The organism is Glaciihabitans sp. GrIS 2.15 (genome assembly GCF_035984695.1).
In the GTDB taxonomy this organism is placed as follows: Bacteria; Actinomycetota; Actinomycetes; order Actinomycetales; family Microbacteriaceae; genus Lacisediminihabitans.
The window spans coordinates 312,682-334,973 of sequence record NZ_JAXCHU010000002.1 but is presented as its reverse complement, the minus strand read 5'-3'; the positions used below and the strand labels follow the sequence as shown (position 1 = coordinate 334,973).

Here is a 22,292-nt window from a genome sequence, read left to right as displayed (position 1 = left end):
CGCTCGAGCGGTGGTGGTGCGGGATTACTCTCCTGCTGTCCCGCTCAGAACGCGGTTGACAACGCGCACAAACGCCGTCGTCGCGGCGATAGGGTCTCCGGCGTAGCCGCCGGTCATCACGCCGTCGCGGGCCAGTACTAGCTCGTCGCCGCCATCGCCGGGCAGGGGATGACCGAGCTCCTTGAGCAGATCGCTGAGGGTCTCGGCGTACCACTCGCGGTGGTCGGAGACTATCTGGCGTACCGCGTGCCGGGAGTCGGTGAATTCGATCGCAGCGTTGGTGAAGGCGCATCCTCGGAACCCGGGGGCGACGACTTCCGCCACAATCTGGTCGATGAGTGTACGGAGTGCGAGGTTCGGGTCATTCTTTTCGCGGATGAGCTCATTGACCGACTCCCGGACGAGCGAATGACGTTGAGAGATGTACTCCACGATGAGGCGGTCCTTGGACCCATAGTGCTTGTAGAAGGTGGCCTTGGTCACCTCGGATTCGCTGATCAGGCGATCAATTCCCACCGCCCGGATGCCCTCGTTGTAAAACAGGCGGTTCGCTGTCTCGAGAATCCGGCGCTTGGCCGGTGCCACAGAGTTGTGATGGGTGCCAGCCGCCCATGGGGCACGCTGGACGATCGGATGCGTATCAACAATCGGCACAGCGTGGCTCCCTTGGGCTAGTCGGCTAGGTGTCCTCGAAGCCGTTCGGCAGCTAACCGGACTATTGGGGAATGTCCGGTGTTGTTGCCCCGCAAGTTTCGGGTTTGCGGTCACACAATCTTAGGTGGTGTTACTCCACTCGAGAGCGGAGGGACGAGCGAACTTCGGGTGCTTTGCTCGACCTGAGAACAGTAACACGGAAATGAGGACAGACAGCTCTGTTTGTCCTCTTTATTCTCCTCGGTCTCCCCTCAAATGCGGGGGCGGGGCGATGTGCAGCAGATGTCCCTGGTCGTGACGTAAACTCGGTCCAATGAACGGTGCTGTCCCGCTTCCCCTCGACCTCGCTGAACTCAGAATCGAATCCTCGGGAGACTCGCTCGTACGTCGCAGCGTTCTGCCGAGCGGTGTGCGCGTTCTGAGCGAACAGGTGCCCGGTTCCCGCAGTGCAACCGTCGGCTATTGGGTTGCCGTCGGTTCACGAGACGAGCTTCCCGCGACTTTCGGCAGCACGCACTTCCTCGAGCATCTTCTCTTCAAGGGCACTGCGGCACGAACCGCGCTCGATATCGCGGTGAGTTTCGACGCTGTGGGTGGTGAGCACAATGCCATGACGGCGAAAGAGTACACCTGCTACTACGCCAAGGTGCAGGATCGTGACCTTCCCATGGCGATCACCGTACTCTCCGACATGGTCACCTCTTCCCTTATCGATACCGGGGAATTCGAGACCGAGCGCGACGTGATCCTGGAAGAGTTGGCCATGGCCGACGACGATCCATCGGATGTCACGAGTGAGCGTTTCTTCGAGGCGGTGCTCGGTGACCATCCGCTCGGACGACCGATCGGGGGAAGCCCGGAAACCATCCGCGCGGCCACTCGGGACTCGGTCTGGAACCACTACCGTGCCAACTACCGCGCCCAGGATCTCGTCATCACAGTCGCGGGCGCCGTCGACCACGACGAACTCGTCGCGGGAGTGCAGCGTGCGCTCGCGTCGGCTGGCTGGGATCTCGAGCAGGAGGCGACTCCGGTGGAGCGTCGGGATGCCACACTCGGCGTGATCCAGCGCGGCAGCCCCCTCGTGGTCGTGTATCGACCCATCGAGCAAGCGAATATTCTCATGGGCGTCTCCGGGATCCCGGCATCTGACGACCGCCGGTCCACCATGGCCGTGCTCAACTCGATCCTGGGTGGCGGAATGTCATCCCGCCTCTTCCAGGAGATCCGTGAGAAGCGTGGCCTCGCCTACTCTGTCTACTCGTTCTCGCCGAGCTACTCGGACGCTGGCCTCTTCGGACTCTATGCCGGATGCTCGCCCGCCAAAGCTGGCCAGGTGGCCGAGTTGTTGTTGGCCGAGTTCCGGCGCCTCGGTTCCGGCGGGGTGACCGACGACGAGATGCGGCGCGCAGTTGGCCAGTTGAGTGGTGCGTCCGCCCTCGCCCTCGAGGACTCAGACACGCGGATGTCTCGGCTGGGGCGTTCTGAGATCACTCTCGGGGAGTATGCCGACCTCGATGAGTCGCTGCGCCGACTGGCGCTTGTGACTCCGGATGACGTGCGCGGGCTCGCCGTTGAGCTCGCCTCGCGACCGTTATCGATTGCGGCCGTCGGTACTGTTGAGGCTTCGGTCTTCGACGGACTGGTCGACAAGCCCGTTCACGTCTGACCTTTACCGACTTTCCAGAGGAACAATGATGTCCCACTTCATCTATCTCGTGCGCCATGGCGAGCAGCAGGATGCCGAGCACGGCATGCCCGATGGACCGCTTTCCGGTCGGGGCACGCGTCAGGCAAAGCTCGTGGCTGAGCGGCTGAGCGGAGTTCCTTTTACCGGCGCGTGGCATTCGCCACTTCAGCGCGCGGAAGAGACCGCCAACATCATGACGGCGAGCATGCCGAGCCTCGATTCGAAGCCATCGGCGCTGCTCTTCGACTGCATCCCGTCCGGCCCGACCCCCGACATGCCGCATGCCTTCGAGCCGTTCTTCGGCTCGGTCACTCGCGATCAGATTGAGGCGGGCAAGGCTCAGATGGCGGATGCCGTGAGCGAGTGGCTCACGCCCGCCCGGGAGGACCGCCATGACCTGCTCATCACTCACAACTTCGTCATCGCCTGGTTCGTGCGCGAGGTGTTCGACGCGCCTTCCTGGCGTTGGATGGGGCTCAACCAGGCGAACTGCGGACTCACGATCATCCGCGTTCGTTCCGCTAAGCCCCCCGTGTTGATCACCCACAACGACCTCGGTCACCTGCCGGCAGAGTTGCGCACGGGTTTGCCGGACGGGCAGCCCTTCTAGAGCACCTTGCGATACCAGTTCGTGGCGTTGGGGTTGTCGTTGTAGGGCGGGATGTCGCTGTACCCACTTGATCGATACAGCCCCCCGGCAGCCTCGAGGCTGGCATTTGTGTCGAGGACCAGTTCGAGCGCACCGAAGTCCCGGGCACGCGATTCCAGTTCGGCGAGCAGAGCCCGACCGAGACCGCGACCACGCGCGGCGGGACGCAGGTAGAGATGCTTCAGCTCGAACCGCGGGCCGTCGGGGCTCCCAGAAACCAGAAGCCTGACTCCGCCGCATCCGAGATCCCGGCCATCGTCGCCCGCCGCGATGAGGAAGACACCTCGCGGAGGGAGGAAATCCTCCGGTTGAGGAGAGGCGGTGCGGTAGGTCCCCTGTTGGACGGGAAATCCTGCGGCGCGACCGTCGAAATATTCGCCGAGAAGTTCTGTGGCGACCGGCTCGTCGACTCGGGATTCCCTCCACCGCTCCATCCGATCATCTTAAGGGAGCGGGCTTGGTAGATTTGGTCGATGACAGTAACCGTGGCGATCGTCGGCGCGACCGGGCGTATGGGGCAGCTCGTTTCCCGTCTCATCGGCGAATCCCACGACTTCAGTATTGTGGCCAAACTCGACTCCTCCAGCGCGCTGGACGACATGCTTGCCGCTGAGCTGGTGGTGGATGTCACTGTGCCGGCTGTGAGCCAGGGCATCGTCGATTTCGCGGTCGGCCACGGCAAGAGCGTGCTCGTGGGCACGAGCGGATGGTCGGCGACGCGGATTGCATCGCTCGAGAATCGACTGGCCGCCGAGGGTACCGGTGCTGCCGTCATCATCATTCCAAACTTCTCAATCGGCTCGGTACTCGCCACCTCGTTCGCGGCAATGGCGGCGCGTTTCTACGACTCCATTGAAATAATCGAGGCTCACCAGGCCACGAAAGTTGATTCGCCGTCCGGAACCGCGGTGCGCACGGCAGAGCTGATCGGCAACGCGCGCGCCGCGCTGGGGCCGGTGATCGCGCCGCACGCCGACCAGCGAGCGCGGGGCCAACAGGTGTCGAGCGTGCCGATCCACTCGTTGCGCATGCAGGGAATTGTCGCAAAACAGGATGTGATCTTTGGGGGCACCGGTGAAACACTCACCCTGAGCCATGAGACGCTCCACCCGAGCGCCTACGAGTCAGGCATCATGCTCGCGCTGCGGGCGCTCGGCTCAACCCGAGGTGTTGTCGTGGGCCTCGATCGCCTGATCCACCTTGGACCGTCCGATCCGGAGGCTCCGACGGGCATCCCGAGCGACCTCGAATGAAAGGCCGCGTCGCGGCCGTGCTGATGTCTGCACTCCTGGTGCTCTACCTGGTGCTGGTTCTGCAGCTCGCCATCCGCCTGATCACCGTCGACACCGGAATCTCGAAGGCGCTCGGAATCGCGTTGCTGGTGCTCCCGCTGCTCGGAGCCTGGGCGCTTGTGGCCGAGATACTCTTCGGCCTTCGCACCCAACGCCTGGTGCGTCGATTGGATGTTGCGGGCGAACTGCCCGTCGACTCGCTCCCCAAGCGCACAAGCGGTCGACCGGAGCGGGCGGCTGCAGACGCGGAGTTCCCACGGTACAAGGCCGAAGTCGAAGCGGACCCCGGCAGCTGGAAGGCGTGGTTTCGTCTCGGCCTCTCCTACGATGCGAGCGGAGACCGGCCGAGGGCCCGCCGCTCGTTGCGGCGGGCGATCGCTCTCGAGCGTGCCACTCGCTGACCTGCTTTCGTCAATTTAGAGGAAGGCGTCGATCGCCTGTTCAACCGTGCTGTCTCGAAAAGTGAACCCATCGGCGAGCAGCTTGGTCGGCACGATCTGTTGGCTGCTCATTAGCAGCGCGGGACCGGCGTCCTGAAGGGCGACACCGATCACCCAGGACGGCGCGACGAACGGGTACCACCGATGTATCCGGCGTGCCACGTGCCTTGTGATGCGGTCGGAGGTCGCGGGCGTCGGCCCAACCAGGTTCACGGGTCCGGAGAGCGTGGAAGTGAGAAGATGTCGGATGGCAGCTGCCTCGTCGTACAGGCTAATCCAGGGCCAGATATCGCCGCCGGTGCCGAGTCGCGTGCCAAGGCCGAAGCGGGTGAGCGCCATCACGGGCAGCAGGGATCCTCCTTTTCCGATCACCACGCCGGTGCGCAACGTCACGAGTCGGGTTTTCGCGGGACGCAACTGCGCGGCCTGCTCCCACGCCTCTACGACGTCACCGAGGAATCCAGAACCACGTTTCGAGTCCTCTGTGAGGCGCTCGCCGGGCCGGTCGCCGTAGATTCCCACAGCCGAGCCGCTGAGAAATACCCGTGGTGGAGTAGTTGCACGCGCCATCGCTTCGACCAGGGTGCGCGTGGCCTGCACCCGAGAGTCGAGGATTTGTTTCTTGTAGTTTCGCGTCCAGGGCAGTCGGCCGATTGACGCACCGGACAGGTTGATCACGGCATCGACGCCGTCCATCACGCTCGAATCGAGCATGTGGGCACTCGGTGCCCAGTTGATCTCATTTGGTGACTTCGGCTGGCGACGCACCAGCGAGAGCACCTCGTGACCGTCTGCCTCGAGCTGGCGGGTGAGTTCACGTCCGATGAATCCGCTTGCACCGGAGACAAGGATCCGCATTGGCTTGCGGACGACGGGGCGTGTTGCGCGGGGTTTGCGGGCGGCGGAAGTTCGATCTGCGGTTGGCACTATGCGAGGTTAGCTTCGAGCGTGATCGGGATGCCCGCCAACGCGCGAGAAACCGGGCAAGTCTTCATGACTTCGACCGCGATCCGCTCGAAGTCCTGCTCGCTGATTCCGGCGACCTTTGCGCTGACCAGCAAGTGACTGCCGGTAATGCCTTCGGCCGGGTCGAAGGTGACCGCTGCGGTGACTTGTACGCTCTGCGGGGGCGCGCCGAACTCGGCGAGGGCATTGGCGATCGCCATTGAGTAGCAGGCGGAATGAGCGGCTCCGAGCAACTCCTCGGGATTGGTCTTCGCCGCCACCCCCTCTGCGCGGGCGGCCCAGCTCACGGGGAACTCTCCTGCGGCGGAGGAATCCAGTTTCGTGGTGCCCGCACCGCTCCTCAAGTCGCCGTTCCAGAGGGTCGTCGCTTCGCTGGTGACTGCCATGGATCCACACTACGCGCTGGCGTCGGCCTTCACTCGGATCAGTCCGGCTCGCCGACACGTTCGCGACCATTGCCTGTTCGATGCGCGATTACAGGCGGCCCTACCTGCAGAAGGATGTCCTGCAGAAGGATGTCCTGCAGAAGGATGTCCTGCAGAACCGAATAGCCGAAGAAAAGGTGCTCCGCCCGAACGTTCACGTTAATCAGGTCACAGTCCTGCAGAACACGGCCCAACCTGCGCTTGGCAGGAAAAATCGATTCCCGCACCTGGCGCCTTTGTGAATCCAGGGAAATTCCTGTGCCAGTGCCTTCGTGAATCCAGGGAAATTCCTGTGCTGGCGCCTTCGTGAATCCAGGGAATTTCCCGTGCCGGCGGCAGATTTCCGTTCTGCAGGACTGCGTCCTGACGATCGTGAGTCGCCCGGGACACATGTGTCGGCCAACAGCCAAGCAGCGGGCGAGAGTGGACGGTGTGCGGTGCCTCCTTCACAACCTCCACCGCGGCGATCGCGTCCACAGAAAGGAGCCTTTCACCGTCAAGCGCGCCCCGATTCGAGAGGCTTGAGAGGTGAGCACTGCGGAACAACGAATCAGAGAGCTGGGCGGCATCGCCACCACGGGTGAACTCATCGCGCTCGGTTATTACCCACAGCACCTGCTCGTTCTTGCGGAGTTCGGGCGCATCGTGCGGATTCGCAAGGGGTGGTACGCCAGCACCGACGTCGACGAGGCGGTGATTCAAGCCCGGCGCGTCGGCGGGGTTCTTGCCTGCATGAGCGCCCTTGCGCATCACGGCTGGTGTGAACCCGAGCCGAGCGTGCTCCACGTTCGCGTCCCGCGCTCGGCCTCACGGCTGAGATCTCCGCAGGGCCCCCGCACTCTCGCAGACAGTGCGGGATCGAGGCGAGTAGTTCTTCACCAGAGCCGACATGCACCGACCGGTGATCGACAGGCCGTCTCCCTCGGCGAGGCGATCGCGCAGGCCCACAGCTGCACCCGCGGGCGCGATACCCTTTAACCCGTGTCCACGTCTCACAATCCCTTCGGCCAGGTGCTCGTCGCCCTGGTGACCCCTTTCACCGCCGAGGGCGAGGTCGACTGGGCGGGCGTGGAGAAGCACATCGACGACGTGATCAACGCGGGGGCCGACGGCATCGTCGTCACGGGCACGACGGGGGAGACATCCACCCTCACGGACCCGGAGAAGCTCAGGCTCGTCGAGGTCGGCAAGTCCGTGGCCGCCGGCCGGGCAAAGATCATTACCGGTGGAGGATCGAACGAGACTGCACACGCGATCGAGCTCTATAAGCACAGCGAGAAGGCCGGCGCCGACGCGGTCATGATCGTGACCCCGTATTACAACAAGCCGACCCAGGCTGGCGTGCTCACGCACTTCCGAATGATCGCGGATGCGACGGACCTGCCGGTGATCCTGTACGACATCCCCGGGCGCACGGGCATCCCAATCCGCTACGAGACAATCCTGCGGGCGGCAAAGCACCCGAACATCAAGGCGATCAAGGATGCGAAGGGGGACTTCAGCGAGGTCAGCCGCGTGCTCAACCAGACCGATCTTCTCTACTTCTCCGGCGACGACGCCAACATTCTTCCCCACCTGGCGATCGGTGCAACCGGCCTTATCGGCGTGACGGCGAACATCGCCGCGGCCCCGTACCGGGTGATCGTAGATGCTGTCAACGCCGGCGATCTCTCCACCGCCACCGCGGCTCACCGGCAGCTCGAGCCGCTCGTGCGCGCGGTGATGACGCACGTGCCTGGCACTGTTGCCGCAAAGTACATCCTGCATGGCCTCGGCCGAATCGACAGCCCGCGTGTGCGTCTGCCGCTCGTCGGACCCGAGGATTTCGAGGCTGCCCAGATCGAAGAAGAGATATCCCTCGTGGGGGAGATTCCCGGCGTAGACCTCACAAACTTCCGGCCGGACCGCAATGCGGCCGCGGGCGGCGCGCTGCCTAAGGTCGCCGGGACCACGCGCTAACAGCTAAGAAGGGGGTGAAAGACCCCGAAGATTAACGAAAAATTTGGATTCCATGAACTCACCGGTGTACGAACCCCGTCCCCTCGCGGATGCAACGCTCCGCGTCATCCCGATCGGAGGACTCGGCGAGATCGGCCGCAACATGACCTCGTACGAGATCGACGGCAAGATCCTCATCGTCGACTGCGGCGTTCTGTTTCCGGAAGAGAACCAGCCGGGAGTCGACCTGATCCTGCCCGATTTCAGCCCCATCCGGGACCGTCTCGACGACGTGCTCGGCATCGTGCTCACTCACGGTCACGAGGACCACATCGGGGCTGTGCCGTACCTACTCAAGCTCCGCCAGGACATCCCGCTGATCGGGTCGACCCTCACGCTGGCCTTGATCGAGGCAAAGCTCAAAGAACACCGCATCACCCCGTACACGCTTACCGTCGCCGAGGGCCAGTCCGAGAAGATCGGCCCGTTTGACCTTGAGTTCATCGCGGTGAACCACTCGATTCCGGATGCCCTGGCCGTGGCGATTAAGACTGTTGCTGGAGTCGTGCTTCACACGGGCGACTTCAAGATGGACCAGCTTCCCCTCGACGATCGCATCACCGACCTTCGTGCATTCGCCCGCCTCGGAGAGATCGGTGTCGACCTTTTCCTGCCCGATTCCACCAACGCGGATGTGCCGGGTTTCACCGCACCGGAGCGTGACATCGGCCCCGTGCTCGAGGCCGTCATCTCGAAAGCGCCGCGCCGGGTAATCGTGGCGAGCTTTTCAAGCCACGTTCACCGGGTGCAGCAGGTGCTGGACGCCGCGCATGCCAACGGGCGTCGCGTAGCGTTCATGGGGCGCTCGATGGTGCGCAACATGACCATCGCCGCCGATCTCGGGTATCTCAAGGTGCCAGCCGGCGTACTCATCGACGCCAAAAAGGCCGCCGACCTCCCCGACAACAAGATCGTCTACATGTCGACCGGCTCGCAGGGTGAGCCGATGGCGGTGCTCGCGCGCATGGCCAACCTCGAGCACCAGATCGAGGTGGGCAAGGGCGACACGATCATCCTCGCCTCGTCGCTCATTCCCGGCAACGAGAACGCCGTCTATCGCGTGATCAACGGGCTCACCAAGCTCGGCGCCAACGTCGTGCACAAGGGCAACGCCAAGGTCCACGTCTCCGGACACGCCTCCGCCGGCGAGCTGCTCTACGTCTACAACATCTTGAAGCCGAAGAACGTGCTGCCGGTGCATGGCGAGTATCGCCACCTGGTGTCGAACCAGCAGTTGGCGATCGCCACCGGTATCCCTGAGGCGAACACGATCATTGGCGAAGATGGCATCGTCATCGACCTCAAGGACGGGGAAGCCACTGTGGTCGGGCAGCTCGACCTCGGGTTCGTCTACGTGGACGGTTCCTCCGTCGGAGAGATCACGGATGCCGACCTCAAGGACCGCCGCATCCTCGCCGAGGAGGGTTTCGTCTCGATCTTCGTGGCAATCGACGCCCAGACCGGTCGTGTGATCGTCGGGCCGGAGATCCAGGCCCGCGGGTTCGCCGAGGACGAGGCGGTCTTCGACGCCGTCAAGCCGCTCATCATCAAGGCGCTGTCTGACGCGGCGGCGAACGGCACGCGCGACACCCACGCGTTCAGCCAGGTGATCCGCCGCACGGTGGGTCGCTGGGTGAACTCGTCGCATCGTCGCCGGCCAATGATCGTGCCGGTGGTCATCGAGGCCTAGGTGCGAGTGCACCAGGACGTCATCCTCACGATTGATCTTTACTCACGCCAGCCCCACTAGGGTGAGGGTGGAACGGTCGGTCAAACACGGGGGTTGCTGTGGGAATTGCGCGCAAATGAATCTTCCCGATCTTTCGGATCATCATCTTCCTCGCAATCGCTACGGCCCTCGTCAAGATGGCGTTCTTCTCCGGGGCGATCACCGCGACTGACCCAACGGTGCCGACCGCGCAGATCGAAGAGCCGCTCGCCACCGTCGAAACCGGTACGATCACCAACGACGTCACCCTCCCGGCAACGGTGTCGGCGGATGCCGCAGCACCGGTGAAGGCGACGCTGGCCGGTGAGGTCAAGAAGGTTCTCGTCACGTCAGGACAGGCCGTGGTCGCGGCGACCCCGATGCTCACGATCCGATCCGAAGTGCCCGCGGCAGACGGCACCGCGGTCATCAAGACCGTGACAGTCACTGCTGGGGCGGTCGGTATCCTCTCCTCGTTTCCGGTGATCGTTGCGCAGGTGGTCGCCGTCGGAGAAGTGATCGGCCAGGTGGCACCACCCACATTCAGCGTGAGCGGGTCACTGTCTCCCGAGCAGCAGTACCGTCTTCTCAATCGACCGACCGAGGCCACAGTGGCGATCACGGGTGGTCCCGCACCATTCACCTGCACCGGTCTCACGATCTCGTCGGCACTCGCCGGGGCAGCGGCCGACACCACCTCGCCCGCAGCTGCCGGGGCGGGTGCGTCGCCATCGGGCGGCACCACCATCCGGTGTGCGGTTCCCGCCGCAGTCACGGTCTTCAGCGGTCTCGCCGCGAAGCTCACCATCTCGGGAGGGGTTGCGAAAGACGTGCTCATGGTGCCGATCACCGCCGTCGAGGGCAGCGCGCAGACCGGCATGGTCTATACCCAGAAAGCGGATGGCTCGAGCGAGAAGCATCCGGTCACCATCGGATTGACCGACGGTACCAACGTCGAGATCACCGGGGGGATCGCCAAGGGCGCCCAGATCCTGCAGTTCGTTCCCGGCGCCACGGCGAAACCAGACTGCGCCGACCCTCGCTTCGCCGGTTCGCCGCAGTGCCGGGGAGCGGGCGGGTGAGCCTGCTTCGGCTCGACGAAGTGACGCGTTCGGTGCAGCTTCCGGATGATGAGACGCTCGAGATCCTCAAAGGGGTGACCCTTGATGTGGAGGTCGGCGACCACGTGTCCATCGTCGGACGCAGCGGCTCCGGCAAATCAACACTGCTCAACCTGCTCGGACTTCTGGATGCTCCGACGTCGGGAAGTATTTGGTTCGACGACCGTCTCACGAGCACGCTGTCAGGAAACGCCCGCGACCGCGCTCGCGGAGCAGATATCGGCTTCATCTTCCAGCAGTTCAACCTGCTTGGCGGGCGCACGGCACTCGAGAACGTGATGACACCCCTGCTCTTTGCGAGCGGCCGGCAGTTCTGGCGTCGACGCCAGCTCGCGGCCGAAATGCTCGAGAAAGTCGGTCTCGGTGGTCGCCTTGGCTCGATGCCCGAGAAACTCTCCGGTGGGGAGCAGCAGCGGGTCGCGATCGCGCGAGCGCTGATCCGGCGCCCGCGGCTGATTCTCGCGGACGAGCCGACCGGTGCTCTCGATATCGAGACCGGGGCCAGCATCATGGCTATTCTCGACGAGGTCGCGGAAGTCTCTGGTGCCGCCCTCATCACGATCACCCACGACGTGAATGTCGCGGCCCTCGCCCGGCGGCACTATCGGCTCGATCGGGGCGTGCTCGCGCAGATCGACGTCTCCCAAATCCTTTCGTCCTCTACGCAGGGGGGCGGGCTATGAGCCCGACGAAGCGACAGTCCCCGCTCGCAGCACTGGTCGGATCATTCTCTGAGGCCTGGGCGGAGGTGCGGATCCATCGCACGCGGGTTCTCCTCAGCCTCATCGGGGTCGCGGTTGCCGTCGCTGCGATCACCTCGGTCGTCGGCCTTGGCGCCATCGTTGAGCAGTCGGTGCAGGAGTCGAACGAACGCAACGGGGGGCGTCCGGCAACTATCGGGGTGTCGGCCTACACGCAGAACGGTGCCTCCTTCGACGCAGCCTCGTTGAGGACGACGCTGAATTCGGCGATTGATCGCTACAAGATCCGATATCACACGAGCATTCTGAGCGGCCAGCTCTCGGTGCAGTTCGTCGCGGGAGCGGCCCTTGTCAATACGACGGCCATCGACGTGGACTATGGAGTCATGCATCGTGTGAAGATCAAGGAGGGCAGCTGGTTTACCGAGAAAGATATCAATCGACTGGCCCCAGCCCTGGTGGTGAATCGCCCGTTCTGGGCGCTGATGGGCTCCCCAGACCTTCGCACCCATCCCACCGTTCGCATTCTCGGTGCGCATCCGATCACGGCGGTGATTGTGGGGGTACGCGCGGTGCGAGACGGCGACATGCCCGACATGATGATGCTGACGGATGCCTTCCGCGTTGCCGCGGAGCCCACGACTTATGCGGGGCAATCCCAGTTCGAAGCCTGGGTTCCGCCCCCGCTGGCCAAGCGGGTAACCGCTCGACTCACTGCGGAGCTCGCCGCATCGGTACCCTCCGGGGTGGATGTCCAGGTCAACCGTCAGGACTATGCCGCCTTCGGAGCCGATCCGATCGGCCCGGTAAGGATTGCCGTCGGGGCAGTGGCCGCCCTCGTGCTGTTCCTCGGGGCGCTCGGCCTCGTGAACATCTCTCTCGTTACCGTGCGGCAGCGAATTCGTGAGATCGGTATCCGCCGGAGTTTCGGTGCGACGGCCGGCCGGGTGTTCTTCGCTGTGATGATGGAGAGCGTGGTGGCCACTGCGGCAGCCGGAGTGGTCGGCGTCGGAGTCGCGGTCGCTGTCGTGGAGAACCCGTGGGTGCAGGAGAAGCTCTCCCACGGGATCACCGATCTTCCATCGTTCCCGATAGGGGCCGCACTGTTCGGGCTCGCAGCGGCCACTCTCGTCGGGGCCCTCGCTGGGCTGCTTCCCGCGATTGCTGCCGTGCGATTCAAGGTGATCGACGCCATCCGCTATTGACCTATTGACCGGACTCTCTGTGGAGCAGCCAGCGCCAGCGAGCGTGTCGAGGCCGGGCTTTCGCCGTTCCCGCGGTTAGCGTTGATGCATGGCTACGAGCACCAGGTCGACCCCGCGCGCGCGCTCGACCCAGCGTGCCACTAATCGCCCAACGGGCAAGGGAACCACGCGCAAGCTGCCTGTGATGAAGACCGTGCCTATTGACAAGCCCGGGCTCCTCTCTTCTGCCTGGCTCGGGCTCGCCCACGCGGTGGGCGGAGCGGCTCGGGTGCTCGGCCGGGAAACCCTCGCTAAGGAGGAGCGCCGCGACGGCGTGCCGTTCTTCGTGTTCCTGCTCGCGGTGGTTGGCGCGGTTGTCGAATGGTTCAACCCAGCCGATCCGATCGCCATCGCCTTGGACTCCTATACCTTCGGGGGCTTGTTCGGTCGCGTCGCCTTCGCGCTTCCGGTGATCATGCTGCTGTTCGCCGTATGGCTGTTCCGGCATCCGTCTTCGGTTCACGACAACGGACGCATCGGCATCGGCCTTGCCGTGCTTCTCACCTCGGTGAGCGCACTCTGCCATATCTTTGGCGGTACACCTCAACCGTCGAACGGTGTCGAACCGCTCGCGCGTGCTGGAGGGGTCGTCGGCTGGGTGCTCGCCGGTCCGCTGCTGGCGCTGGCGACCGCCTGGCTCGCAATACCACTGGTATCCCTGCTACTGCTGCTCTCTCTTTTCATCATCACAAAGACACCGCCGAATCGCACCGGCGCTCGTCTCCGCGATCTCTACAGCTACCTGTTCGGTGCCCAGATCGCCGAGACCACTCCCACAGCGGTGCTTCAAAAGGGCTTCACTTCGGACAGTGGGCAGTTCGGCTCTCTCGGCGACCTCGACCTCGAAGGGGAGGACTCCGGGTCTCTGCCCTGGTGGCGCCGTAATCGCAAGCGCGATGACGACCCGGCGTTCGACAGTCCCGTTCTCGCGAAGGACCAGGGTGCCACCGAGGTCATCGACCGCACGCGTCGCGACGAGGAGTTCGGCACCGAGCTGCTCGACGGGTTGGCCGAGGCGGAGGCCGCGGTCAAACGCTTCACCGGCGAAGTGGCTCCGGTCACCGGCATCCGCGATGACGGTCCACTCGTCGCAGACCTCCTTCCCGGGTTCGCCGCGACCGCATCGGCGAAGGGCGACCTCGGCGAGTTCGCCACGCCCAAACCGACCCGGCCAGCCGCTCCGTACCGGCTGCCCGCGGCATCCAGTCTTGTTCCGGGAACGCCACCGAAGTCCCGCTCTGCGGCGAACGATGTCATCGTGGCCTCCATCACGGAGGTGCTCACGCAGTTCCAGGTGGATGCCCGAGTCACCGGCTTCAGCCGCGGCCCGACGGTCACGCGCTATGAGATCGAGTTGGGCCCCGGCGTCAAGGTGGAGCGCGTCACTGCTCTCAATAAGAATCTCTCGTACGCCGTTGCAAGCAACGAGGTGCGAATTCTTTCGCCGATTCCGGGCAAGAGTGCGATTGGCGTGGAGATTCCCAACGCTGACCGTGAGATCGTGTCGCTCGGCGATGTGCTCCGCTCCAAGGCGAGCACCTCGAGCGTTCACCCCATGACGATCGGTCTCGGCAAGGACGTCGAGGGTGGCTTCGTCGTGGCCAACCTCGCCAAAATGCCCCATCTGCTCGTCGCGGGATCCACCGGCTCCGGCAAGTCGAGCTTCGTGAACTCGATGATCACCTCGTTGCTCATGCGGGCGACACCCGCACAGGTGCGCATGGTGCTCATTGACCCCAAGCGGGTCGAGCTCGCGCCCTACGCCGGAATCCCGCATCTCATCACGCCCATCATCACGAACCCCAAGAAGGCCGCGGAAGCGCTCGCCTGGGTCGTGAAGGAGATGGACATGCGATACGACGATCTCGCGAGCTTCGGCTTCCGGCACATCGACGACTTCAACGCCGCCGTGGTAGCCGACGAGATCGTGCTGCCCGTCGGCAGCGAGCGTTCGCTCAAGCCGTACCCGTATCTCCTGGTTGTCGTCGATGAGCTGGCTGACCTGATGATGGTGGCGCCGCGTGATGTCGAGGACTCGATTGTGCGCATCACCCAGCTCGCGCGGGCATCCGGTATCCATCTCGTGCTCGCCACCCAGCGGCCGTCCGTCGACGTCGTCACGGGGCTCATCAAGGCCAATGTTCCCTCGCGCCTCGCATTCGCGGTGTCGAGCATGACGGACTCCCGCGTGATCCTCGACCAACCGGGCGCCGACAAGCTGATCGGCCAGGGTGATGCCCTCTTCCTGCCAATGGGCGCATCGAAAGCCATCCGTGTTCAGGGAGCGTGGGTGACCGAGAGCGAGGTCAACGCGGTCGTGCAGCACGTTACCCGCCAGGCCCGCCCGGACTATCGCAATGACGTTGCCGTATCGGCGGAGAAGAAGCAGATCGATGGCGATATCGGGGATGACCTCGATGTACTGCTGGCCGCCGCGGAGCTTGTTGTGAGCACCCAGTTCGGTTCGACCTCCATGTTGCAGCGCAAGCTCCGGGTCGGATTCGCCAAGGCGGGTCGGTTGATGGACCTGCTCGAATCGAGGGAAATCGTAGGGCCGTCGGAGGGATCGAAGGCCAGGGACGTGCTCGTCGCCCCCGAGCAGTTGGCGGGAATTCTCGCACAACTACGCGGGGAAGACGGGCCAGCCGCGTCAGCGATGGACGATCGCTATTCGGCCGATCCTGTTGGTGACTCGACGAGCGGATACGATGAGACTCACGTGAACGCAGACGAAGACGCCTGGAATCTGACCGGCAGGGAGTGAGAGTCATGGCATCGCCAGAACCTCAAAACCCCGTCAACCCCTCCGATCCGGTAGTGCCAGCCAAGCGAGCCAACCCGATGCGCGGGCGAGTCGCTCGTGCCGGGGACACCCCGGCCAGCACGGGCAATGTCGCCAACATCATCACCGTGGTGCGTATTCTCATGGCCCCGGTGTTCATCTGGCTCCTCCTCGAGGACGACGGCAAACTCGGTTATTTGCGCTACATCGCCGCAGGTCTTTTCCTGCTCGCGATTGTGACGGATACCGTGGATGGCATCCTCGCCCGTCGGCAGAATCTCGTCACCGATTTCGGCAAGATCCTCGACCCGATTGCCGACAAGGTGTTGATCGGCGGGGCGCTCGTTGCCCTCTCGATCCTCGGCGAACTTTGGTGGTGGGTCACGATCGTGATCCTGATCCGCGAGTTCGGCATCACCATCTTCCGGTTTGCGGTGATCCGTACGCGGGTGATTCCGGCCGTGGCCAGCGGCAAGCTCAAGACGGTGATGCAGGCGGTAGCCATCTCGTTGCTTCTGTTCCCATTCTGGACACTGGTCGGCGAGTGGGAACATTGGCTTGGTGCAGTCGTGATGGCCGTTGCCCTCGTGCTCACGGTCGTCTCGGGTATCGACTTCGTCGTGAAGTATCGACAGCAGAACCGCGTCGCGGTGTCCTGATCACATGATGCCCGTGCTGGAATGACTACGGATGGCGCGGCGGATGTCGTCACTGAGGTCATCGCGAGGCTCATCGAGCACGGGTTCACGATCGCGGTGGCCGAGTCGCTCACCGGGGGACTGCTCGTGGCCGAGCTCATCCGAGTCCCCGGGGCGTCCGCCACCGTCCTCGGCGGAGTCGTCGCCTACAACACTGCGCTCAAGCACAGCGTGCTGGGGGTGGATGCCAGCCTGCTCGCAGAACATGGGCCGGTGCATCCGGAGGTTGCTCGCCAGATGGCCGATCGGGTGAGGACCGCTCTTGCGGTGGAGGGGGTGCCAGCCGATGTTGGCCTGTCGACGACCGGGGTGGCCGGTCCGGGATCACAGGGTGGACATCCCGCTGGAACGGTGTATCTCGGATTTGCGATCGGCGAGGATGTGAGTTCGCTGAAACTCGAACTGGGGGGAGACCGCGCGGCAATCCGGGAGAAGACTGTCTCCGAATCACTTACACGGTTGAGGAACGCCCTCGAATCCCGGTGACAGGTCACGGGGAATCTTTCTCGTTTCGATCTCGTTGCATCACAGTGATTCACAAGCGCCATACAGAAGTCGCTGGCTAGAATTTTAGATGTCGGTGGTTTAGTGGTACTGATCCGCCGGGTAGGAATTACCCAGCACTGTCCGTGGTTGTGGGTCGTATAGTCGCTTTTGCGGCTCAGTCGTATTCAAGGAGGAGGGTCCAATGGTTCTAGTTCGTCAAGAAATCGGTGACGTGCTCCGGGACTTCCGCCTGCAGAAGGGCCGTACCCTTCGACAGGTCGCGAGCAAGGCAAGCGTTGCTCTCGGCTACCTCAGCGAGGTGGAGCGTGGCCAAAAAGAGGCCAGCTCCGAGATCCTTGCTTCGGTCGCGGATGCACTCGGGACACCGATCTCAGTCATCATGCGCGAGGTGGGAGACCGCCTTGCCGTAATCGAGGGAATAAACATCATCCCCGATACTGTCCCCGACGATCTCGTTGCGGACTTCGACGCGGATCTCGTCACGCGCTAACTCTTATCGATCCGTCGGCGGTGTGCCCGGATCGCATCATTGAATGCCCGGCTCGCGAGAGCCGGGCATTCTTGCGTTCGGTCATCGAGACCCGGATACGCTGAGCGGATGCGTCTCAGCCAGTTTTGGACCGCCGTCACCGAAGAGTTCGGTCCGGCTCTCGGTCGCACGCTCGTGCACGATCTGGTGCTGGGCGACCTGGGCGATCTCACCGCGGAGCAGGCGCTGGCGAAAGGCCTGGACATCCGCGACACCTGGCTTGCTCTCTGTCGGGCGACGGATGTGCCGGAGGGCCGCCGTCACGGCGTTGGCCAGCGTGAGCCGAAGGCACGGGGATAGCTCCGAGGTCTCAGCACAAGCGAGCGGATTCCTCCGGCCACTGCCCAGACCACCAGCCCGATCGCGATCCCGAGTGCGGTGCCGGCGAGGATGTCTGTGAACCAGTGCACATTGAGGTAGAGGCGGCTGTAGCCCATGGCGATCACGTAGATCAGCCCGATGAGGGTGAACCAGCGGCGACGGATCAACAGGGCAAGCACCACGATGAGCGAGGCGGCTACCGCGGAGTGGCCAGAGGGATAGGAGGAGAGGGCGACAGCGATCTCCCGGTGCGGCGGTCGCGGCCGCTCGAAGGCAGCCTTAAGCGATTCCACCGCCCATTGTGTCAGCGGTCGGAGTGGCAGCACCACGAGAGCGGCTAAGACCCCGCGAGTCAGCAACATCACGACGGCGGCGATGACGGGCATGATGAACAGGGCGATGATGCCCCCGCCGGCCTGATTGAGCACGAGTGATGGGCCATCCAGCCAGGGGGCACGGAACCCTGAGATAGCCCGAAAGAGAAGGTCATCGACGGCCGTCGGCTTGCCGGCAAGTGTTGCGTTAATCGCCGCGCCGCCGATGATGCACAGGGCGAGAGCCACCGCGGCGGCGACCAGCGCGATCCAGCGTGATCGCCCGCTCGCCCAGGCGCGGTCGATTCGGGTTTCACGCGGAGATGATGTTTTACGGATTGCTGAAGACACGGGTACAATTCTCACCCACCTGGGTGGGATTATTACGGCAGCTGACCAGAGCTGCTTCGAATCCCCGCGACACGCCGGTAGGCAACATTCGAACATGTCTTCGGTGTGGCGTAGTCTCCTTCACAGTGGTCGACGACAGCGAGTTGTGCACCCTACGCCCCGTCAGGAACAGCAATGTCCCCGGCGTCACGTACTGTTCGAACCGTTGGACGAAGCCACGACTAACAGCCTTGTCGCAGGTTGCGAGCACCTTGCAGGATCGGTGCTTTCGACGAAGCGGCAGCCTATAGGCGCATCACCTCGACGCTAGAAGGAGCATCACAATGCCATCAGTTGCAGATCGCGAAAAGTCCCTGGAAACCGCCCTCGCCCAGATCGATCGCCAGTTCGGCAAAGGGTCCGTGATGCGCCTCGGCAGCGACGAACGCGCTCCCGTCGCGGTGATCCCTACCGGTTCGATCGCCCTGGATGTCGCTCTCGGCATCGGTGGGCTGCCGCGGGGACGCATCGTGGAGATTTACGGTCCGGAGTCCTCCGGTAAGACCACGCTCACTCTCCACGCCATCGCCAACGCCCAGAAGGCCGGTGGAATCGCCGCCTTCATCGATGCGGAGCATGCCCTCGATCCCGAGTACGCCAAGGCGCTCGGTGTCGATATCGATGCCCTTCTCGTCTCCCAGCCCGACACGGGGGAGCAGGCGCTCGAGATTGCCGACATGCTCATCCGCTCCGGATCGATCGACCTGGTCGTAATCGACTCCGTGGCGGCACTTGTGCCCCGTGCCGAGATCGAAGGAGAGATGGGCGATTCGCACGTCGGCCTCCAGGCCCGACTCATGTCGCAGGCCCTTCGCAAGCTCACCGGTGGGCTCAGTCAGACCAACACCACCATGATCTTCATCAACCAGCTTCGCGAGAAGATCGGTGTGTTCTTCGGCTCACCCGAGACCACTGCGGGAGGCAAAGCGCTCAAGTTCTACGCCTCCGTTCGACTCGACATCCGCCGCATTGAAACCCTCAAGGAGGGCACGGACGCTGTCGGTAACCGCACCCGGGTGAAGGTCGTCAAGAACAAGATGGCTCCACCGTTCAAGCAGGCGGAGTTCGACATCCTCTACGGCACCGGCATTTCCCGTGAGGGAAGCCTGATCGACTTCGGTGTCGAGCACGAGATCGTGCGCAAGTCGGGAGCCTGGTACACCTACGACGGCGACCAACTCGGGCAGGGCAAGGAGAACTCGCGTAAGTACCTGATCGAGCACGCAGCCACCGCCAACGAGATCGAGCAGAAGATCAAGGACAAGCTCGGCATTATTGTCGACGCGAAGGCCGCTGCGGCCGCTGCCTCTCGGGCCAAAGCGGATGCCAACGCGGAGCTGGTGGCGGCTAAGGCCGCGGGCACACTGACCTCGGCCTCCACTCCTGCGAAGAATTCGCGTGCTACCGCAGCCGAAGCCAAGGCTGCGGCTAACGCGAGTTTTGCGGAGCTCGACAGCCGCACCGCGATCGGAGCGTAGGCCATGGTCTCCGGTGACGGTCCGAAGCTGGCGCGGATCAGCTATCTGCCCGGCGTCACGCCACCGCCGTCACCGGAGAGCAATCCTGTTGAGGCCATCGCTGCCGAACCGCCGGCAGCACCCGATTTCGTCTCCTTTTTCGGCGAGTCGAGAGACGCGGAACCGAGAGACGCGGAATCGAGAGACGCGGAATCGAGTGATGCAGACTCGGGCGATGCAGACTCGGGCGATGCACCAGCTGAGAAGGGCAACAGGCGCCGCGAGGTTCGCGCCGAGAACGTGAGCATGCACGCCCTCACCCGGCGAGGGATGTCGCGCTGGGAGCTCGAGAAGACCCTGCTCTCTCGCGAATTGGACGGGGAGGTCGTGGAAGCGGAGCTCGACAGGCTCGAAGGGGTCGGTCTCCTCGACGACGCTGCTCTCGCGGAGACGTTCGTGCGCACCCAGCACGATCGCAAGGGCCTCGGACGAGGCGCTATCACCGCAGAGCTGCGTCGTCGCCACATCGACCAGGAGCACATCGACGCGGCGCTCGAGCAGGTCGATGACGACGACGAACAGACCAGGGCAACAGAACTCGCGGTGAAGCGCGCGGGACAGCTCAGCTCCTACGACCTTGAGACGGCTAAGCGCCGCTTACACGGGTTCCTGTCGCGCAAGGGCTACTCATCGTCAGTTGTGCGCGCGGCGATTGATGAGGCACTGTCCCCGCGTTCGAGCGGTGTGCGGTTTCGCTAAGTCGTTCAGGGTGCACCTGCGGACACTGCTGACCGCCTCGGTTAAGCTGGAGCAATCATGACTCTGACTGCCCCTCCTGCTGCGTCATCTGATGCGTCCTCTGCTGCGTCATCGTCCCTGCCGCTGAGCGCCATGCCGCGCACCTACGAGGTGCGCACCTTCGGCTGCCAGATGAACGTGCATGACTCTGAGCGACTGAGCGGGTCGCTCGAAGCGGCGGGATATGTGCTCGCGAAGAGCGGCAATGCCGACGTCGTCGTGATCAACACCTGCGCGGTTCGTGAAAACGCCGATAACAAGCTTTACGGCAATCTCGGCTACCTGGCGTCGGTGAAACAGAAGCATGCGGGTATGCAGATTGCGGTCGGGGGGTGCCTCGCGCAGAAAGACAAGAACGTCATTCTCGAGAAGGCGCCCTGGGTCGACGTGGTCTTCGGCACCCACAACATGGGCTCACTGCCCACCCTTCTCGAACGAGCCCGTCACAACGGTGAAGCCCAGCTCGAGATTCTCGAGTCCCTCGACGTCTTTCCCTCGACACTTCCGACCAGGCGTGAATCCACCTACAGCGGATGGGTCTCCATCTCGGTCGGCTGCAACAACACCTGTACCTTCTGCATCGTGCCCGCCCTCCGGGGCAAGGAGAAGGACCGGCGACCCGGCGACATTCTCTCCGAGATCCAGGCGATCGTGGATGATGGTGCGATCGAGGTCACGCTTCTTGGCCAAAACGTAAATTCCTACGGCGTCGAGTTCGGCGACGGTCACGCGTTCGGCAAGCTGCTGCGCGCGGCCGGCGAGATCCGCGGTCTCGAGCGCATCCGCTTCACCAGTCCGCACCCGGCCGCATTCACCGATGACGTGATCGATGCGATGGCCGAGACCAGCTCCGTGATGTCCCAGCTGCACATGCCCCTTCAGTCCGGATCGGATCGCATCCTCAAGGCGATGCGCCGCAGCTATCGGTCCGAGAAGTTCCTCGGCATCCTCGACCGTGTGCGCGCGCGGATCCCGAACGCGGCGATTTCCACTGACATCATCGTCGGGTTCCCCGGTGAGACCGAAGAGGACTTCGAGGAGACCCTGCGCGTGGTCGAGCTCGCGCGTTTCGCGACCGCTTTCACCTTCCAGTATTCGATCCGCCCCGGAACCCCCGCGGCCACCATGGACGCGCAGGTGCCGAAGGCGGTGGTGCAGGAGCGTTACGAACGCCTGGTCGCCCTACAGGATCGCATCTCCTGGGAAGAGAACCAGAAACTCATCGGCACGAGCGTCGAGGTTTTGGTCGGAGCCGAAGGGTCAAAGGATGCTGACACTCACCGACTCTCCGGTCGCGCCGAAGACAGCCGACTCGTGCACTTCGAGGTGCCGCCGCACAGCGAGTTGCCACGGCCGGGGGATGTCGTCTCCGTGCGCATTTCGGACGCGAAGCCGTTCTACCTGCTCGCCGACTCCGCCGATGGTGCGCCCCTGGTGATCCGACGCACGACTGCCGGGGACGCCTGGGATCGTGCAGAGGCTGACTCGTGCGCGGTTCCATCGCCGGCGGGAGCCGCATCCGCTCCGTCGCGCGTATCGCTCGGACTGCCCACCCTGCGAATTGCCACCGCGCCGATCTACGACCTGGACGACGGGCAGCGCTAGCGG

At 63.8% G+C, this 22,292-nt stretch carries 24 protein-coding genes; 18 read left to right on the top strand and 6 right to left on the bottom strand.

Annotated features, from left to right (window positions below; translation table 11 throughout):
- Nucleotides 1–24: 24 nt before the first annotated feature.
- Nucleotides 25–654, bottom strand: coding sequence for a TetR/AcrR family transcriptional regulator (locus RCH11_RS03975; RefSeq protein ID WP_327055686.1), 630 nt, complete (start codon nucleotides 652–654; stop codon nucleotides 25–27).
- 313 nt (nucleotides 655–967) lie between these two features.
- On the opposite strand from RCH11_RS03975, the gene RCH11_RS03970 reads away from it, so the two are divergent.
- Together RCH11_RS03970 and RCH11_RS03965 are read left to right on the top strand one after the other, a co-directional pair.
- Entirely contained in the window at nucleotides 968–2,323 is a 1,356-nt protein-coding gene (locus RCH11_RS03970) for a M16 family metallopeptidase (RefSeq protein ID WP_327055685.1), read from the top strand.
- A gap of 28 nt (nucleotides 2,324–2,351) precedes the next feature.
- Nucleotides 2,352–2,954 (top strand): histidine phosphatase family protein, encoded by a 603-nt coding sequence (locus RCH11_RS03965; protein WP_327055813.1) that lies wholly within the window; start codon nucleotides 2,352–2,354, stop codon nucleotides 2,952–2,954.
- On the opposite strand, the gene RCH11_RS03960 is transcribed toward RCH11_RS03965, so the two are convergent.
- Complete coding sequence (locus RCH11_RS03960; RefSeq protein ID WP_327055684.1) at nucleotides 2,951–3,427, bottom strand: GNAT family N-acetyltransferase; 477 nt, start codon at nucleotides 3,425–3,427, stop codon at nucleotides 2,951–2,953. The two genes, RCH11_RS03965 and RCH11_RS03960, sit on opposite strands and share 4 nt — an antisense overlap.
- Nucleotides 3,428–3,466: 39 nt before the next feature.
- Here RCH11_RS03960 and dapB point away from each other — a divergent pair, with 39 nt between their 5' ends.
- Together dapB and RCH11_RS03950 are read left to right on the top strand one after the other, a co-directional pair.
- On the top strand, nucleotides 3,467–4,246 hold the full coding sequence (gene dapB, locus RCH11_RS03955; RefSeq protein WP_327055683.1) for a 4-hydroxy-tetrahydrodipicolinate reductase: 780 nt from the start codon (nucleotides 3,467–3,469) through the stop codon (nucleotides 4,244–4,246).
- Entirely contained in the window at nucleotides 4,243–4,686 is a 444-nt protein-coding gene (locus RCH11_RS03950) for a hypothetical protein (protein ID WP_327055682.1), read from the top strand. Before dapB ends, RCH11_RS03950 begins: the two co-directional genes overlap by 4 nt.
- A gap of 15 nt (nucleotides 4,687–4,701) precedes the next feature.
- On the opposite strand, the gene RCH11_RS03945 is transcribed toward RCH11_RS03950, so the two are convergent.
- Genes RCH11_RS03945 through RCH11_RS03935 form a run of 3 tightly spaced genes read right to left on the bottom strand, consistent with a single transcriptional unit; the run spans nucleotide 4,702 to nucleotide 6,343 of the window.
- The gene (locus tag RCH11_RS03945; protein WP_327055681.1) at nucleotides 4,702–5,652 is read right to left on the bottom strand and encodes a TIGR01777 family oxidoreductase; all 951 of its coding nucleotides are present in this window, start codon (nucleotides 5,650–5,652) and stop codon (nucleotides 4,702–4,704) included.
- Nucleotides 5,652–6,077 (bottom strand): OsmC family peroxiredoxin, encoded by a 426-nt coding sequence (locus RCH11_RS03940; protein ID WP_327055680.1) that lies wholly within the window; start codon nucleotides 6,075–6,077, stop codon nucleotides 5,652–5,654. Before RCH11_RS03940 ends, RCH11_RS03945 begins: the two co-directional genes overlap by 1 nt.
- Nucleotides 6,078–6,115: 38 nt before the next feature.
- Entirely contained in the window at nucleotides 6,116–6,343 is a 228-nt protein-coding gene (locus tag RCH11_RS03935; protein ID WP_327055679.1) for a hypothetical protein, read from the bottom strand.
- Nucleotides 6,344–6,644: 301 nt separating this feature from the next.
- Here RCH11_RS03935 and RCH11_RS03930 point away from each other — a divergent pair, with 301 nt between their 5' ends.
- From RCH11_RS03930 to RCH11_RS03880, 11 genes are all read left to right on the top strand, one after another.
- On the top strand, nucleotides 6,645–7,094 hold the full coding sequence (locus tag RCH11_RS03930) for a type IV toxin-antitoxin system AbiEi family antitoxin domain-containing protein (RefSeq protein WP_327055678.1): 450 nt from the start codon (nucleotides 6,645–6,647) through the stop codon (nucleotides 7,092–7,094).
- A 3-nt stretch (nucleotides 7,095–7,097) separates the two neighbouring features.
- A complete protein-coding gene (dapA, locus tag RCH11_RS03925) occupies nucleotides 7,098–8,075 on the top strand; it encodes a 4-hydroxy-tetrahydrodipicolinate synthase (RefSeq protein ID WP_327055677.1) in 978 nt (325 codons plus the stop codon).
- Nucleotides 8,076–8,127: 52 nt separating this feature from the next.
- Nucleotides 8,128–9,804: a ribonuclease J gene (locus RCH11_RS03920; protein ID WP_327055676.1), complete on the top strand. Its 1,677-nt coding sequence runs from the start codon at nucleotides 8,128–8,130 to the stop codon at nucleotides 9,802–9,804.
- Between the two features lie 176 nt (nucleotides 9,805–9,980).
- Nucleotides 9,981–10,904 carry a hypothetical protein gene (locus RCH11_RS03915; protein ID WP_327055675.1) on the top strand — a complete coding sequence of 308 codons (924 nt, stop codon included), beginning with the start codon at nucleotides 9,981–9,983 and terminating at the stop codon, nucleotides 10,902–10,904.
- Nucleotides 10,901–11,626: an ABC transporter ATP-binding protein gene (locus tag RCH11_RS03910; protein ID WP_327055674.1), complete on the top strand. Its 726-nt coding sequence runs from the start codon at nucleotides 10,901–10,903 to the stop codon at nucleotides 11,624–11,626. The genes RCH11_RS03915 and RCH11_RS03910 overlap by 4 nt, the downstream gene beginning before the upstream one ends.
- On the top strand, nucleotides 11,623–12,849 hold the full coding sequence (locus RCH11_RS03905; RefSeq protein ID WP_327055673.1) for an ABC transporter permease: 1,227 nt from the start codon (nucleotides 11,623–11,625) through the stop codon (nucleotides 12,847–12,849). Before RCH11_RS03910 ends, RCH11_RS03905 begins: the two co-directional genes overlap by 4 nt.
- An 88-nt stretch (nucleotides 12,850–12,937) precedes the next feature.
- Nucleotides 12,938–15,652 carry an FtsK/SpoIIIE family DNA translocase gene (locus tag RCH11_RS03900; protein ID WP_327055672.1) on the top strand — a complete coding sequence of 905 codons (2,715 nt, stop codon included), beginning with the start codon at nucleotides 12,938–12,940 and terminating at the stop codon, nucleotides 15,650–15,652.
- 77 nt (nucleotides 15,653–15,729) lie between these two features.
- Nucleotides 15,730–16,329, top strand: a complete 600-nt coding sequence (gene pgsA / locus RCH11_RS03895) for a CDP-diacylglycerol--glycerol-3-phosphate 3-phosphatidyltransferase (RefSeq protein ID WP_327055812.1) — start codon at nucleotides 15,730–15,732, stop codon at nucleotides 16,327–16,329.
- 21 nt (nucleotides 16,330–16,350) lie between these two features.
- Nucleotides 16,351–16,854, top strand: coding sequence for a CinA family protein (locus RCH11_RS03890; protein ID WP_327055671.1), 504 nt, complete (start codon nucleotides 16,351–16,353; stop codon nucleotides 16,852–16,854).
- A gap of 202 nt (nucleotides 16,855–17,056) precedes the next feature.
- A complete protein-coding gene (locus RCH11_RS03885) occupies nucleotides 17,057–17,365 on the top strand; it encodes a helix-turn-helix domain-containing protein (protein ID WP_327055670.1) in 309 nt (102 codons plus the stop codon).
- 108 nt (nucleotides 17,366–17,473) lie between these two features.
- A complete protein-coding gene (locus RCH11_RS03880; RefSeq protein ID WP_327055669.1) occupies nucleotides 17,474–17,704 on the top strand; it encodes a DUF3046 domain-containing protein in 231 nt (76 codons plus the stop codon).
- Here the strand turns inward: RCH11_RS03880 and RCH11_RS03875 are convergent.
- Nucleotides 17,665–18,390: a phosphatase PAP2 family protein gene (locus RCH11_RS03875; RefSeq protein WP_327055668.1), complete on the bottom strand. Its 726-nt coding sequence runs from the start codon at nucleotides 18,388–18,390 to the stop codon at nucleotides 17,665–17,667. The genes RCH11_RS03880 and RCH11_RS03875 overlap by 40 nt on opposite strands.
- Nucleotides 18,391–18,713: 323 nt before the next feature.
- Here RCH11_RS03875 and recA point away from each other — a divergent pair, with 323 nt between their 5' ends.
- The 3 genes from recA to miaB all read left to right on the top strand — a co-directional run bounded on the left by recA (nucleotide 18,714) and on the right by miaB (nucleotide 22,289).
- Nucleotides 18,714–19,907 (top strand): recombinase RecA, encoded by a 1,194-nt coding sequence (gene recA, locus RCH11_RS03870; protein WP_327055667.1) that lies wholly within the window; start codon nucleotides 18,714–18,716, stop codon nucleotides 19,905–19,907.
- A 3-nt stretch (nucleotides 19,908–19,910) separates the two neighbouring features.
- Entirely contained in the window at nucleotides 19,911–20,645 is a 735-nt protein-coding gene (locus RCH11_RS03865; protein ID WP_327055666.1) for a regulatory protein RecX, read from the top strand.
- Between the two features lie 132 nt (nucleotides 20,646–20,777).
- Complete coding sequence (miaB, locus tag RCH11_RS03860; protein WP_327055811.1) at nucleotides 20,778–22,289, top strand: tRNA (N6-isopentenyl adenosine(37)-C2)-methylthiotransferase MiaB; 1,512 nt, start codon at nucleotides 20,778–20,780, stop codon at nucleotides 22,287–22,289.
- The last annotated feature ends 3 nt before the right edge of the window (nucleotides 22,290–22,292 follow it).